Annotated in this window: 15 protein-coding genes; 7 read left to right on the plus strand and 8 right to left on the minus strand. The window is 63.2% G+C overall.

Annotated features, from left to right (window positions below; genetic code table 11):
• Positions 1-96 precede the first annotated feature (96 nt).
• The 5 genes from VGV41_RS20740 to VGV41_RS20760 are packed head-to-tail and all read left to right on the plus strand — an operon-like array spanning position 97 to position 4154.
• Positions 97-1155: an ABC transporter substrate-binding protein gene (locus VGV41_RS20740; RefSeq protein ID WP_326866033.1), complete on the plus strand. Its 1059-nt coding sequence runs from the start codon at positions 97-99 to the stop codon at positions 1153-1155.
• On the plus strand, positions 1143-1931 hold the full coding sequence (locus VGV41_RS20745) for an ABC transporter ATP-binding protein (RefSeq protein WP_414705179.1): 789 nt from the start codon (positions 1143-1145) through the stop codon (positions 1929-1931). The genes VGV41_RS20740 and VGV41_RS20745 overlap by 13 nt, the downstream gene beginning before the upstream one ends.
• On the plus strand, positions 1928-2716 hold the full coding sequence (locus VGV41_RS20750) for an ABC transporter permease (RefSeq protein ID WP_326866035.1): 789 nt from the start codon (positions 1928-1930) through the stop codon (positions 2714-2716). The genes VGV41_RS20745 and VGV41_RS20750 overlap by 4 nt, the downstream gene beginning before the upstream one ends.
• Positions 2709-3485, plus strand: a complete 777-nt coding sequence (locus VGV41_RS20755; RefSeq protein WP_326866036.1) for an ABC transporter permease — start codon at positions 2709-2711, stop codon at positions 3483-3485. Before VGV41_RS20750 ends, VGV41_RS20755 begins: the two co-directional genes overlap by 8 nt.
• 15 nt (positions 3486-3500) lie before the next feature.
• Positions 3501-4154: an isochorismatase family protein gene (locus tag VGV41_RS20760; RefSeq protein WP_326866037.1), complete on the plus strand. Its 654-nt coding sequence runs from the start codon at positions 3501-3503 to the stop codon at positions 4152-4154.
• A gap of 6 nt (positions 4155-4160) precedes the next feature.
• Here VGV41_RS20760 and VGV41_RS20765 read toward each other — a convergent pair whose 3' ends face one another.
• The 3 genes from VGV41_RS20765 to VGV41_RS20775 all read right to left on the minus strand — a co-directional run bounded on the left by VGV41_RS20765 (position 4161) and on the right by VGV41_RS20775 (position 6949).
• Positions 4161-4841, minus strand: a complete 681-nt coding sequence (locus tag VGV41_RS20765; RefSeq protein WP_326866038.1) for a GntR family transcriptional regulator — start codon at positions 4839-4841, stop codon at positions 4161-4163.
• A gap of 298 nt (positions 4842-5139) precedes the next feature.
• Positions 5140-6327 carry an amidohydrolase family protein gene (locus tag VGV41_RS20770; protein ID WP_326866039.1) on the minus strand — a complete coding sequence of 396 codons (1188 nt, stop codon included), beginning with the start codon at positions 6325-6327 and terminating at the stop codon, positions 5140-5142.
• Between the two features lie 4 nt (positions 6328-6331).
• Positions 6332-6949 (minus strand): amino acid synthesis family protein, encoded by a 618-nt coding sequence (locus VGV41_RS20775; RefSeq protein ID WP_326866040.1) that lies wholly within the window; start codon positions 6947-6949, stop codon positions 6332-6334.
• A gap of 61 nt (positions 6950-7010) precedes the next feature.
• Between VGV41_RS20775 and VGV41_RS20780 the strand changes: the two genes are divergently transcribed.
• Both VGV41_RS20780 and VGV41_RS20785 read left to right on the plus strand, forming a co-directional pair.
• Positions 7011-7703, plus strand: a complete 693-nt coding sequence (locus VGV41_RS20780) for an enoyl-CoA hydratase/isomerase family protein (RefSeq protein WP_326866041.1) — start codon at positions 7011-7013, stop codon at positions 7701-7703.
• A gap of 54 nt (positions 7704-7757) precedes the next feature.
• Positions 7758-8918 carry an FAD-dependent monooxygenase gene (locus VGV41_RS20785; protein ID WP_326866042.1) on the plus strand — a complete coding sequence of 387 codons (1161 nt, stop codon included), beginning with the start codon at positions 7758-7760 and terminating at the stop codon, positions 8916-8918.
• A 48-nt stretch (positions 8919-8966) separates the two neighbouring features.
• Here VGV41_RS20785 and VGV41_RS20790 read toward each other — a convergent pair whose 3' ends face one another.
• From VGV41_RS20790 to VGV41_RS20810, 5 genes are read right to left on the minus strand one after another with little or no spacing between them, the layout of a single operon-like run.
• A complete protein-coding gene (locus VGV41_RS20790) occupies positions 8967-9599 on the minus strand; it encodes a MarR family winged helix-turn-helix transcriptional regulator (protein WP_326866044.1) in 633 nt (210 codons plus the stop codon).
• A 39-nt stretch (positions 9600-9638) separates the two neighbouring features.
• Complete coding sequence (locus VGV41_RS20795; protein WP_326866045.1) at positions 9639-10364, minus strand: ABC transporter ATP-binding protein; 726 nt, start codon at positions 10362-10364, stop codon at positions 9639-9641.
• Positions 10358-11113, minus strand: coding sequence for an ABC transporter ATP-binding protein (locus VGV41_RS20800; protein WP_326866046.1), 756 nt, complete (start codon positions 11111-11113; stop codon positions 10358-10360). The genes VGV41_RS20795 and VGV41_RS20800 overlap by 7 nt, the downstream gene beginning before the upstream one ends.
• Positions 11110-11946 (minus strand): branched-chain amino acid ABC transporter permease, encoded by an 837-nt coding sequence (locus tag VGV41_RS20805; protein WP_326866047.1) that lies wholly within the window; start codon positions 11944-11946, stop codon positions 11110-11112. The genes VGV41_RS20800 and VGV41_RS20805 overlap by 4 nt, the downstream gene beginning before the upstream one ends.
• Positions 11943-12803 carry a branched-chain amino acid ABC transporter permease gene (locus tag VGV41_RS20810; RefSeq protein ID WP_326866048.1) on the minus strand — a complete coding sequence of 287 codons (861 nt, stop codon included), beginning with the start codon at positions 12801-12803 and terminating at the stop codon, positions 11943-11945. The genes VGV41_RS20805 and VGV41_RS20810 overlap by 4 nt, the downstream gene beginning before the upstream one ends.
• Positions 12804-13194 lie beyond the last annotated feature (391 nt).

Here is a 13194-nt window from a genome sequence, read left to right on the forward strand (position 1 = left end):
CTGCGCTCAAAAAAGTGCCACGCACGCGAATTGACCAGATCGTCAGACAATCTTAATGTCATCTAGATTGGTGTCCAGTCGAGAGGGGTTACTTCGATGTCCCGTTCTACCGATGCGAAGGGCGGGCTCACCCGCCGCAGTGCACTCAAGGCCGGCGGCGCACTCGCCGCTGCGGCGACCGTTTTTTCTCCCGCTATTCTGCGGGCGGCGCCCGCAACGATCCGCTTCGCCAATGGCGGCGCGGTGGCGCCGAACGAGATCGAAACCTTGATGACGACGGAGTTCTTCCAGAAGAACGTTCTGAAGAACTACGGCAAGGTGTACGAGCTGCAGGCGACGTTCACGCGCGGCACGCCGGAGGCGGCTGCGTTGATGGCGGCAGGACGGGTCGATCTTGCCTGCCTTTCGTTCCCCATCTTCGCTGCCTCGGTTCTGAAAGACGCCGTTCCCGGCGGCATGTCGATCATTGCCGACGTGTTTCAGGACGGCCGCAAGGGTTACGCCTCCAATACGTTCTTCGTGCTGGATAACGGCGGGCCGAAGACGGTCAAGGACCTGAAGGGCAAGAAAATCGCCATCAATGCATTCAGTTCAGCGGTGGACCTCGAGCTGCGCGTCGTCCTCAAGAAGAACGGGCTCGATCCCAAGAAGGATGTCGAGATCGTCGAGGTGACGTTCCCGAACATGGGGCCGGCCCTGCGCGAGAAGCGCGTCGATTGTGCGGTCATGGTGCTGCCGTTCATGGCCGTCGAAGTCGCCAAGGGTGGCTTGCGGACGCTGTTCACCGGCGCCGATGCCTTCCCGACCTTCTCGGTCGTGTTCATGGCGGCGCGCAACGAGTTCATCAAGCAGCATCCCGACTTGGTGAAGGCCTGGTGCGCGGACTATGTCGGCATGCTGGAGTGGCTCTACACGCCAGCGAACCGCACCAAGGCAATCGAGGCGACGGCGGCGTTTACCAAATCGCCCGCCAACATCCTCGGAACCTATTTTCTGACGGACAAGGACTACTATCGCGAACGCAGCGGATGCATCGACGCCGGCAAACTGCAGCCGGCCATCGACGCCATGGCGAAGGAGGGCTTCCTCGCGAAGCCGGTCGATATGGGCAAATACATCAATACGTCGTTCTTGCCCCATCCATGCAAGGCGTGAGCGCCAGCAAGATTGCCGTCGAGTCGCTGTCTAAAAGCTTCGATAGCATCTCGGCGGTCGACAACATCGACCTGAAGATCGGCGCGGGGGAGTTCGTCTCCCTCGTCGGTCCTTCTGGCTGCGGCAAGAGTACGCTGCTCTACATGATCGGCGGCTTCGTACACCCGACAAGTGGCCGATTGCTCGCCGACGGGAAGCCGATCACGAAGCCGGGCATCGACCGCGGCATCGTCTTTCAGGACTATGCCCTTTTTCCATGGCTGACGGTCTACGACAACATCGCCTACGGTCTGCAAATGAAGGGCTGCTCGCGGGCGGAAGAGCGGGATACTGTCGGCCGTTACATCGACCTCATCGGCTTGAAGGGGTTCGAAACGCGCTATCCGCGCGAGCTGTCGGGCGGAATGAAGCAACGCGTCGCGCTGGCGCGCACGTTCGCCTATGGGCCGGACATCCTGCTGCTCGATGAGCCGTTCGGCGCGCTCGATTCGCAGACCCGCGAGATCATGCAGGACGAGCTGTTGCGGTTGTGGGGCTCGACCGGCAAGACGATCCTGATGGTCACCCACGACGTCAGTGAAGCCGTGTACCTGTCGACGCGCGTCTGCGTGATGTCGCGGCGGCCGGGACGTATTGTGCGCGAGTTCCCGATCACCCTGGACCGCACGGGTACGCGTGAGTCGATCGTGCTCTCGTCGGCCTATACCGAGTTGCACAATCAGGTCTGGCTGGCGGTGAGGCATGAGGTGCTCGTCCCCGGCGGAGATGCGCCGTGAGCGCGGCGGGTACAGCCAGCCGCGGCATTCGCATCCTGTCAAAGGCAGGACCGTTTCTGATCTGCCTCGCGCTCTGGCAAGCGATCACGATGCTGGGGATCACCGACCCCGCATTCCTGCCGGGACTTGGCGCGATCTGGGCCGCGTTTCGCGATCTTGCCGGCGAAACAACCCTCTGGGTCGACCTTGCGACGTCGCTGATAACGGCCGCGCTGGGTCTGCTCTTCGGCATCCTGATCGGCGTTCCGCTCGGCGCCGCCATGGCCCTGTCGCCGCGCGCCGACGGCTTCTTCGGCCCGATCATCAAGGCGACATATTCCTTGCCGAAGTCGGCGCTCGTGCCCCTGTTCGTGCTCTGGTTCGGCGTCGGCGGTCTGACCAACATACTGGCGACCGTGCTTACGACGCTGCTGCCGATCGTGATCTACACCTATCACGGCGTGCATGGCGTGCCGCGTCTCTTCCTCTGGAGCGCCGCCGCCTTCGGAACGCCGCGCTGGAAGACGCTGACGCGAATCATCCTTCCGGCCGCCTTGCCCGCGATCTTCACCGGAATCCGCATTGCGCTCGGCTTCGCGTTCATCGTGACCATCGCCGCCGAAATGATCGTCTCGAACCACGGCATCGGCAAGCTGATGTTCTTTTTCGGCGACAGCGGCTCCTACAACTACATGTTCGCGGCGGTCATCACCATCGTGGTCGCCGCCTATCTCGCCGACCGCGCCTTCGTTATTTTCACTGACCACATCCTGCGCTGGCAGGAGCCGGCGGAACGCCATGCGTAAGGCTGCAGAGACGATTGCCTTGAGGATCTGGGACGGCGTCCGCGCTGTCTATCCGCTGCTTCTGCTGCTCGTGGTATGGGAGCTGGTGGCGAGAGCGGGGCTGGTGCGGCCCCTGTTTCTTCCGCCCGTCTCGGTCGTGCTGGAGCGGCTCTATGTCACCGCAACGGATGGCGAACTGTGGCCGCCGCTGCTGACGAGCCTCTACCGCAGCGCCGCCGGTCTCGTTCTGGCGGCGGCGGTCGGAATCCCGATCGGATTCTTGGTGGTGCGCAACCGGTTCGTCGCCTGGTTCGTCGATCCGCTCGTGGCCTTCGGCAGTCCGGCCCCGAAGCTGGCGCTGATACCGGTGTTCACGTTGTGGTTTGGCATCGACAATTTGTCCAAGATCATGCTGGTCGCACTGACCACAGTGTTTCCATTCATGCTGTCGGCGGTGGCCGGCGCGCGCACCGTTGCGCTCAATCAGATCTGGGCGGCGAGGGCGATGGGCTCCTCGGAGGCGACCTTGCTGTGGCGGATCGTTCTGCGCGCGGCTTTGCCGTCCTTGATGAGCGGGCTCCGCGTCGCCGTGCCGACGGCGCTGCTGACGACGTTCACGGCGGAGATGGTCGCCGGCGGCGGACTGGGCGGAGCCCTCATCATGGCGCAGCGCTATTTCGAGAGTGCGACCGTCTATGCCTACCTTCTGGTAATGCTCATTTGCGGCTATCTGTTCGACGTCGAGCTGCTGCGGCTGCGCCGGAAGGTCCTGCATTGGTACGAAGGTTGAAAAGGGAGCGAGCCAATGACTGCAACAACGGACGATGAGAAGCTCTTCAAGGAGCGTGGCTTCAACAGGCGGATCGGGTTCGGTGAAAATCCGGCGCTCGTGGTCATCGACATGCAGAAGGGGTTCACCAAGCCCGACCAGGCGCTCGGCTCCAATCTCGATGACGAGATCGCGGCCATTGTGCCTCTCGTGGAGGTCGCGCACCGGCGCGGCATCCCGGTGATCTACACCGCCTGCGTCTACGACGATCCGGAATTCAAGGACGCCGGCATCTGGATCAACAAGATCGGCGGCCTGGCGACCTTGCGCGCCGGCACGGAAAACGCGGAAATCGACGACCGCCTTGATGTGCGGGCCGGCGACGCCCTCATGCACAAGAAGTACGCGTCGTGCTTCTTCGGCACCGATTTCGGGTCGCGCCTAACGTCCAGGCGGATAGACACATTGATCATTACCGGCTGCACGACCAGCGGCTGCGTCCGCGCGACTGCGGTCGACTCCTGCCAGTCCGGGTTCCGCCCGGTCGTGGTGCGCGAGGCCGTTGGCGATCGCTCGCAGGCAGCGCACGATCAGAGCCTGTTCGACCTCGACGCCAAGTATGCCGATGTCATGGGGTTGGATGACGTTCTGGCCTACCTGGAAACGGTCGGCCACAACAGCGAGCGGTAACGGCGGCTACTCAATTTCGTCGTAGGCGAGCCGCGCCGCCGCGCACGCGTTCTCGACGTGCTCGCGTGCGGCGGCGCGCGCCTTTTCGGCGTCGCCGCTTTTGATGGCATCGAAAATTTTGGTCATCTCACGCAGGCTGAACTTGGCACGTCCGGCTCGCGACATGGAGCGCGCGCGCAGGAATGTGATTCGCGCCATCAGCCCATGCAGGATCTCCTGGATGATGCGGTTTCCGCACCTTGACAGGATCGGCTCGTAGAACTGGCGGGTCGACGTGACCTGGAGGATGCGGTCGTCGGATTTGATGCTACCGCGAAACTCGGACAGAGCGGCGCGCATCGTCTTCAAGTCCGCGGATGCGGCGCGTGTCGTAAAAAGGGCGGCCGCCTCCGACTCGAGGAGGGCGCGCACCTTGTAGATCTCTTCGGCCTCGTTCCATGACAGGGTGGGGACGAAAAAGCCGCGATTGGGGGTCAGGGCGACCAGCTTTTCAGCCTCGAGGCTCCGGAGCGCTTCACGCACCGAAGGGCGGCTGACGCCGAGCAGCGTGCACAGATCAGCCTCGACCAGCCTGTCTCCGGGCTTGAACATGCCGGCAACGATCGCGGACCGCAATTTGTCGGCGGCCTGGCGCTGAACCGTTTTGGGGGAAACGCGCAGGTCGATCTGTGACACGGCGGCGGACACGTGAGGTGGTCTTCCCTGAGGTCGCGAGAATCTGTGCCTGCTGCTCGAGTAGCCCGGAGCGCGCCGCGGCTATCTCGCGTCGGCTCCCATCGAGCGACACTATGTTTAGTTGATCCGGGCGTCGCTAAGCAAGGCGTCCATTGCGACGCCGGTCGCAGCTCGTACTTCGGCAATGGAACTGGTGCATCTGAAGGCGATGAGGGTGACGACGGCGCGCCGGTTTGTCCACGGCAGCCGGTTTATATTTCCAGTTTCGTATACACGCCGCGGCGACGGAGGGCCTGCGTAAAGGGACGCATCAGTGTTCAGCGGCGAAGGTTTGCGGGATCCTGCAGCGTGCGACCTTCACCCGCCGCGTCGTCTCCGGAGTATTGCGGCTACGGCCGACGAAGCGCGGAATGCCATCGGTGATCACCGCGCCGACACCCATGATGTCGCCGTTGTTCAGCGCCGAGAGCGCGTCGCTCTGTGAGCCGCCGAGGCAGGCGTCGACCAGTACGATGTCGGCGTCGCGGCCGGCCGCGATGACGCCGCTGTTGAGCCGGTAGACTCTGGCGTTGTTGCCGGTCGCCATTGCGACGGCCAGTTCGGGCGCTACGCCACCGAGCGACACCAGATGGCTCATCGTATAGAGCATGCCGAGCGGCATGATGCCGCTGCCGGTCGGCGTGTCGGTGGCGATCAGAAGCCGCTCGTTCTGGTCTGCCTCGGCGAGCAGCTTCGCCACCAGCAACGTCGTGCGCAGGTTTCCGGCCGTACAAACCTGCATGGCCACTTTCGTCTCGTTGACGAGGCGCGGAAAATCGTCGTCCGGCATCGCGATCGGCCCGCCGTTCACGTGATACGAAACGTCGGGCTGGATCTTGACCAGATGATCGGCCCATATGCCCGACGAGCCGGGAATCGAAGAGCCGCCGGTGTGCACCATCGACACCATGCCCGCCTTCCGCGCCATCGCGACATAGGGGGCGTATTCATAGGGCGTGGCGAAGTTGCCGAATCCGGCCTTGGCCAGCCAGACCCCTTGTTTCTGCATCTCGGCGAAATCCGCCTCGACGAGGCCGGGCTCGAGGATGACCGACCCGGCATGCACGCGCATGCCGCCGGGACGATAGGTATCGAAGCTCTTGCGGGCGGCGATGGCCAGGGCCTTGACACCGGCCGGGTCGCGAGGTCGGCCTGGCACATGCACTTCCGACGCGCTGATGCAGGTCGTGACGCCGCCATGGATGTAGCTTTCGAGGAAGCCGACGGTCTTCTGCCGCGGGGTGTAGTCGCCGAACGTGATGTGGACGTGGGAATCGATCAGGCCAGGCATCGCCGTCATGCCGCCCGCGTCGATCTCCACATCGTACTCACCGTCGCTGCCGCCGGTTCCGACGGATTCGATCTTGCCAGCGGTGAGGATGATCGTGTCGCCGACGGCAGTGGGCGCGGCGAGATCGCCCGTCAGAATCTTGCCGAGATTGAAGATCGCGACCTTCATTCCACTACGACCGCTTGTTGCCCTTGCGTGCGACGACTTCATCGTGAGTCAAGCCGCCGACCCGGGAATTCAAGCGCCCCCCGTTGGCAATGCAGAAGATGACGGCCACTTCGTCCGGCATCGGTGCATCCGGCAGCATCACGGTCATGCCATCGTAATGCGAACGTACGTAAACGTCGTCTTTGTGGTTCATCGGGATATCGATGAGAGTGCCGGGGCCGCCCTTCTTCGTAAAGGACGAAATCCAGGCATCGCCGCCGCCAATCGCGTCACGGATCGGGTTGGCGAAGACGGTCGTGAGCAGCGCGTTGGCGTGCTCCTGCTCGCCGTTCAGGCCGACAATGCCGCCCTTGCCGTAGCTCTGGACCTCGTGCTGTCCGAAGGCGCCGAGCGCCAGCGCCGCGATCTCGTGACCAAGTTGCACGCTGCCGTCGATCATCGGCTTCAGATCGTCGACGTATCGCCCCGCATAGGGGTTCTCGACGATCGCGACGGCGGCGACGCGCCGCAACGGCCGCTCGGCCGGCCGGCCGGCTTCTTCATTGCGTTCTTCCACGATGGCGAAGCTGCGACGAATGGTGATGCGCACGACCGCTTGTCCCTGGCAATCAGCTTTTTTCATTCTGTCTATTGTCAGACAATCTGTCAATCACGTAAGCTAAGTGTTGAACGGGAGATCAAGGATGCTGCAATTCAATGCCGACGGTCGCGTCGCCGAGATCGTCATCAACCGGCCGGGTGCCGGCAACGCTTTCACCGGTGAGATGGCGCGTCAACTGGGGCAGATCATGCGCGAGGCGGCGCAGAGCGCCGACGTCGTCATCATCCGCGGCGAGGGCGCCGACTTCACGATCGGCCGCGATCGGCACGAGCCGAAGACCGCATCGCCATTCGACGCCTTCCGTCAGATCAGCGCGGCCAATGCGGCAATGGCGGCCTTTCCGGGCATTCTCATCAGCAAGGTGCGCGGACGCGCGTTCGGATTCGGCGTGGGGCTGGTCATGCGATCCGATATCGCCTTCGCGTCGGAGGACGCGCAATTCCGGCTGGACGAGGTGGAGCACGGCATTCCGCCGATGTTCATCATGGAAGCGATGGCCGATCACCTCGCGCCGAAACATGCTCTGGAGATGGTGCTGAGTGGGCGTCAGTTGAGCGCGCAGGAGGCTGTCCGCATCGGCTTGCTGTCGCAGGCCGTGTCCGCCGCCACTCTCAATAACGCGGTCGATAGGTTCGTCGACGTTTTGCGCGGCCGCGATCGCCGCGTCGTGCTTGCGTGCAAGCGCTACCTGCGCGCGTCCGCCAAATTGCCGGCCGATGCGCGATCGGCGTTCGCCCTGGTCGAGCAGACCGAGTTTGCGCTGAACAAAGCCTAGCATTTCGCCGGTTGCCGGCGGGGACTGCGGGGTATGCAAAGACAGTAATGGCAGATGGCTGATATCAAGCGCGTTCTGGTCGTAGGAGGCGGTGTCGGCGGCCTGACCGCGGCGACGGCATTCGGGCAACGGGGCGTCGACGTCGTGCTCATCGAGAAACGCCCGGCCTTCGATGTTCCGGGCGTCGGTCTCGGCCAGCCGGCCAACGCACTGCGCGTCTATGACGCGATCGGCGTCCTACCGCAGATTCTGGCTAGCGGCTTCATCTACGATCACATGTATATCTTCGACAGACAGCGTGTGCTGCTCGTCGATCACAAGTTCCTGCTCGGCGACGAGCGGGTGCCCGCGGTCTGCGCGCTGTCGCGCCGGCGCCTGCACGACATCCTGCTGGCCGCGGCGGAGGGCGCCGGTACGACCGTGCGCCTCGGTCTGTCGGTCGATAAATTCGATGAAGGCCCGGACAAGGTCGCGGTGACGTTTTCCGACGGCAGTTCAGACAACTTCGATCTGGTCGCGGGCTTCGACGGCATCCGCTCGACCACACGGCAACATCTGGTCGGCTCCGCGTTCTTACCGCGTCCGTCCGGTTACGGTGCATGGCGCGTGCAGGTGCCGCGTCACCCCGATGTCAAAGGTATGGAATTTCTGCAGGGCGTCGGAAGCAAGACCGGCGCGATGCCGCTCAGCGACAATCTGATGTATCTGTTCCATATCCGCCCGGAAGAGCCAGGCGCAGTGTTCGCGCGCGAAGACTATGTGCGGCTCTTCCAGGAGAGGCTTGCGCAGTATGGCAGCTACGTCACCGATATCCGCGAATCGCTGAACGACGCGTCGGACATCGTCTACAGCCCGATCGAGCCGATGATGCTCCCTTGGCCTTGGTATCGCGGGCGCGTCGCTATCGGCGGCGATGCCGCGCATGTGGTTCCTCCGCACCTCACGCAGGGTGCCGCGATGGCGGCGGAAGACGGCTACATCCTTGCGCTTGAGGCGCTGGCTCAGGATGTGCCACTCGAAGCCAGATTGATGCGCTACTCGCAGAAGCGGTACGCGCGTTGCACCTTCGTCTACAGCTTCTCTCGGCAATGGCTGGACGAAGAGCAGTCCGTGCGCACTGAAGAGGAGCTTACCGTTGCGTGCAAGGAGTTCGCGGCGAACGCTTCAGTTCGGATTGGCGCAAGCGACAGGGTTCTGAATACTCGAATATTCTGATGCTGTCGGCCGTCGTCGATCCGTAGCGATGATGGGCGGGTGGCGATCTCAGCTCGTGCCCGGTTGCCGGCCTAACAGATGTTCGGAATTGCCATTCTGTTGCAGGTAGTTCTGAAGCGCCACTGCGCGATCGCCGCATTGAATCAGGCGCTCCAGCAGTCCATTGAGAGCCCGGAATTCGTCCCGGCCGAGGCAGCCGAATTCTACGTCGTTGATGCGCCGTTGTGTGGGCGCCAGGTTCTCGAGCGCCGCGCGTCCTTTGCGCGAGACCGTGAGTGTGACGCGCCGACGATCCGCCATGTCCATCGTCTTGTGGATGAGCCCGAACTGCAACAGTTTGCGCGTCGTTGTGGTGATGAAGGCTCCGGAAAGATGCAGGTGATCGGCGACGGTTTTGACGTTCACCTCGCCCTTGGCAGAGAGATGCAGGATCGAGATCAGCACCGTGTATTCGACGCCGGCGAGCCCGATAGTCCGGGCGTGCCCGCCACGGATGCGTTCATGCAAAGCGAAGAAGCCGAACAGGTTGTGCACCAGCTTGCGAAACTCGGCGTCGCTTCCGTTGACCAATAGTTCCGGTCGCGAGATCGTTAGCGGCACTGCAGGCGCAGCGCGGGAGGCCTTCCGGGCCGCGGTTTGCGCCGAGGTCACGAGCGAACGCTTGCGCGCTTGAGCTGGCATAACGATCCTGTTCCTTGCCCTTGTACGCAATGAATGGATTCACGAAGTCGTGCCGACAGCTGCCTTGCCGCCGAGAAACGCTTCCGAGACAGACGGGTCGCCGGCCAGCTCGGCCGCAGAACCGCTTTTGATAATGCGGCCGGTCTCAAGCAAATAGGCGCGGTCGACGATCTTGAGCGCCTGCCGTGCCTTTTGCTCGACCAGTAGAATCGCCATTCCCTCTTTTTTAAGGCCGGCGATCAGGTCGAAGACGAAGTCGCTCGTTTTGGGCGCAAGCCCGAGCGACGGTTCGTCCAAAATAAGCAGACGCGGGCGGGTAAGCAGTGCGCGCGCGATGGCCAGCATCTGTTGTTCACCGCCTGACAGGAGGCGCGCCGTCGCGATGCGGCGCTCACCGAGAATCGGGAAGCGCGCGTACATGTCCTCAACGTCTTTAAGCGCTTGCGCATGGTCGCGCCGGCAGTAGATGCCCATCAGAAGGTTTTCCTCGACGGTCATTGAACCGAGGATGCCGCGGCCTTCGGGGACAAGGGAGATTCCGGCACGCAGATTGCGCTCGGCGGCGTTGGATACCAGCGCGCGACCGTCATAAGTCACCTCGCCGCGACAGGACGACAGGCCCGCGATAGCCCGCACCGTGGTTGTCTTGCCGGCGCCGTTGGCGCCGAGCAGGGCGACGATTTCGCCTTTGCCGACGTCCAGATCGATACCGCGCACGGCGCGAATCGGGCCGTAGAAGACTTCGAGGCCGCGCACTTTCAGCATGCGGTCTCACTCCCAAGATAGGCGTCGAGCACCGCCGGATTGCTGCGCACCTCGGCGGGCGTGCCCTCAGCGAGAAGCGAGCCGAAATTCAGCACATAAAGCTGGTGGCAGAGCCGCATGACGAAGGGCATGTCGTGTTCGATCAGTAGGATCGAAAGCCCCTGACCCTGTAACCGCAGCAGAAGCAGTCGCAATTCTTCCGCTTCGTCGTGGTTCATGCCGGCGACCGGCTCGTCCAGCATCAGCAGCTTCGGTCCGGTCGTCAGGGCCCGCGCCATCTCGACCTTGCGCTGGAGCCCGTAGGACAATGTCCGCGCGACCGTGTCGCGGTAGGCGCCCAGGCCGAAGATGTCGAGCGCTTCTTCCGCGCGCCGCCATGCGACAGGGTCGGCGAAACGGGCCGGCAGCACGAGGCGGAGCATGTTGCCTTGGTGCGGCTGCGCCACCAACAGATGCTCCCAGACGGTCATGCCGCCGAACAGGCGGATATTCTGGAATGTGCGCGCAATGCCCGCCCGCATGATGCGGTGAGAGGGCCATTGCGTCATTTCCTTGCCGTCAAAGACGACGTTGCCTTCGGTGGCGCGATAGGCGCCCGTTATGACGTTGAAGAGGGTCGTCTTGCCGGCCCCGTTGGGGCCGATGACGCCGACGATGCGGTCCGGCGGGACGGACAGCGATACGTTCGACAGCGCGCGGATGCCACCGAAGATCTTGCTGACGTTGTCCAGCGTCAGGAGGTGGGTCATGCTGTCTTCCTGAAGGTGAGACGCATGATGAGCGCGCGATCGAGAATGCCCTGTCTGCGCGTGAGCAGCACGAGAATAAGAAGGGCGCCGAAGGCGGCGAGGCGCCAGTCGACCAGAAAACGCAACCATTCGGGGACCAACACGAGAAGGAGAGCTCCGACGAGCGCACCGAGACCGACTGTCGAGCCGCCGAGTATGATGGCCAGGACGAAGTCGATGGACCGATCAAAGCCGAAATTGCCAGGCTCGATATAGACATACTGATGTGCGAACAGACCGCCGCAGATCGCCGCCACGGCGGCGCCGAGGCCGAATGCGCCGATCTTGATGACCGTCGTATTGAGGCCGACGAGGTTGGCGGCGGTCTCGTCGTCATGCACGGCCCGCATCTCCAGCCAGAGCCGGGACCGCTCCAGGGCTAGCACCAGAAGCACTATGGCGCCGGCCCAAACCCAGATGTAGCTGATCGAGATATGCGGCATGCCGCGATAGCCGCCGGAGCCACCGGTCGGCTCGAAGACCAGGAAGAAACTGCGGACCATCTCACCGAAGCCAAGCGTCGCTATGGCGAGGTAGATTCCCTTCAGCCGCAGCGCAGGGAAACCGACGATGACACCGACCACGGCGGCAACAAGGCCGGCGACCAGAAGGGCCGGCGTCACCGGCCAGTGCAGCGCGACCGTGAGATAAGAGGCGACGTAGGCGCCGATACCCATGAAGCCGCCGTTGCCGAGCGACAATTGCCCAGTGGCCAGGATGATGTAGACGCTCAGCGCCCCGAGCGTGAGGATTCCGACGTCCGCGAAAAGGCCCGCGTAATAGGTCGATATCATACGCGCTGCCCGACATCGCTGCGGGCGCCGCCCAGCAGGCCCTGGGGACGAAGCAGCAGGATGAGGATCATCAAGCCATAGACCACGAGGTCGCGCGCCTGCGAGCCGCCATAGGCGATGGTGAGTACCTCGGCGATTCCGATCAGGGGCCCGGCGAGCAGCGCACCCCACACGTTGGTCGTGCCGCCGATCACCATGACGGCGATCGCCTTGAGCCCGATATCGACGCCGACGTAGGGTGTAATCGCCGCGTAATGCAGGCTAACCAGTACACCACCTGCGCCGGCGAGCGCGCCGGAGATCGCGAACGCGAGGAGCGTCACCCGCTGCGGCGATACGCCGAGCAGGCGGGCGACGTCGCGATTTTCTGCGACGGCGCGCAGGGCGCGGCCGGCCGACGTCTTCTTCACCAGAAATGCGACGAGTGCGACCAGCACCACCGCGACCCCGATGATGACAAGCTGCATCAGCCCGATGCTGATTGGGCCGAGCGGAATACGCCTGTCGAACAGTTCGGAAGGCAGCTGCAGCGGGTCTGAACCCCACAGGTTGGTCACAAGATTCTGCAGAATGATCGAACAGCCGAGGGTCGAGAGCATTGGCGTGATCAGGGGGGCGTCACGTAGAGGCTGATAGGCGACCTTCTCGATGACGATGCTTACGACGGCGGTGCTGACCATCCCGCCGAGCAGGGCGATGGCGAGCGGCACGTGCGCCGCCAGCAGCGCGAAGCCGAGATAACCGCCGAGCATGAAGACCTCGCCGATCGCGAGGTTGAGGATCGAAAGGACGCCCATCACGAGCGAAAAGGAGAGCGCGATGAGCGTGTAAACTGCGCCCAATGTCAGGCCGTTCACCAGTTGTTGAAGCAGCATGGTTCGCGCGTCTTTATGAGATGGCCCGCGCCGGCAGCATAGTGCCGACGCTCGGGGGGAACGAGTCAGAATTTCAGGCCCAGTGGAAGCGGGCCGTTTTCACGCCGTCAATGTACATGCTTGACGATCTCGCAGATGTCGAAGCGGCGACCGGCGCCGCGGCGGGACCGGCTGCGAAAGCCTTACCTATAATCACGTTTCATCTCCCGATGCGCAGTGCCGCCGCGGTTGTCCCGAACGGCGTCTGCGCTGCCCGGCTGTGACGCGCGGCCGACGTCATCGCTTCCCCAACCGCTGCCCACAGTTGCAAACGCTAACACCGATCAACAAACTTGAAAAGCTTTGTTACTTAGGCAATGATCGCCGTCGAGAC

The organism is Pseudolabrys sp., assembly GCF_035943735.1.
Lineage (GTDB): Bacteria > Pseudomonadota > Alphaproteobacteria > Rhizobiales > Xanthobacteraceae > Pseudolabrys.

Bases quoted from the DNA above. Each gene is read 5' to 3' on its own strand.
- VGV41_RS20740 (WP_326866033.1), top strand. From the start codon at position 97: ATGTCCCGTTCTACCGATGCGAAGGGCGGGCTCACCCGCCGCAGTGCA.
- VGV41_RS20745 (WP_414705179.1), top strand. From the start codon at position 1,143: ATGCAAGGCGTGAGCGCCAGCAAGATTGCCGTCGAGTCGCTGTCTAAA.
- VGV41_RS20755 (WP_326866036.1), top strand. From the start codon at position 2,709: ATGCGTAAGGCTGCAGAGACGATTGCCTTGAGGATCTGGGACGGCGTC.
- VGV41_RS20760 (WP_326866037.1), top strand. From the start codon at position 3,501: ATGACTGCAACAACGGACGATGAGAAGCTCTTCAAGGAGCGTGGCTTC.
- VGV41_RS20770 (WP_326866039.1), bottom strand. From the start codon at position 6,327: ATGAAGGTCGCGATCTTCAATCTCGGCAAGATTCTGACGGGCGATCTC.
- VGV41_RS20775 (WP_326866040.1), bottom strand. From the start codon at position 6,949: ATGAAAAAAGCTGATTGCCAGGGACAAGCGGTCGTGCGCATCACCATT.
- VGV41_RS20780 (WP_326866041.1), top strand. From the start codon at position 7,011: ATGCTGCAATTCAATGCCGACGGTCGCGTCGCCGAGATCGTCATCAAC.
- VGV41_RS20785 (WP_326866042.1), top strand. From the start codon at position 7,758: ATGGCTGATATCAAGCGCGTTCTGGTCGTAGGAGGCGGTGTCGGCGGC.
- VGV41_RS20790 (WP_326866044.1), bottom strand. From the start codon at position 9,599: ATGCCAGCTCAAGCGCGCAAGCGTTCGCTCGTGACCTCGGCGCAAACC.
- VGV41_RS20795 (WP_326866045.1), bottom strand. From the start codon at position 10,364: ATGCTGAAAGTGCGCGGCCTCGAAGTCTTCTACGGCCCGATTCGCGCC.
- VGV41_RS20800 (WP_326866046.1), bottom strand. From the start codon at position 11,113: ATGACCCACCTCCTGACGCTGGACAACGTCAGCAAGATCTTCGGTGGC.
- VGV41_RS20805 (WP_326866047.1), bottom strand. From the start codon at position 11,946: ATGATATCGACCTATTACGCGGGCCTTTTCGCGGACGTCGGAATCCTC.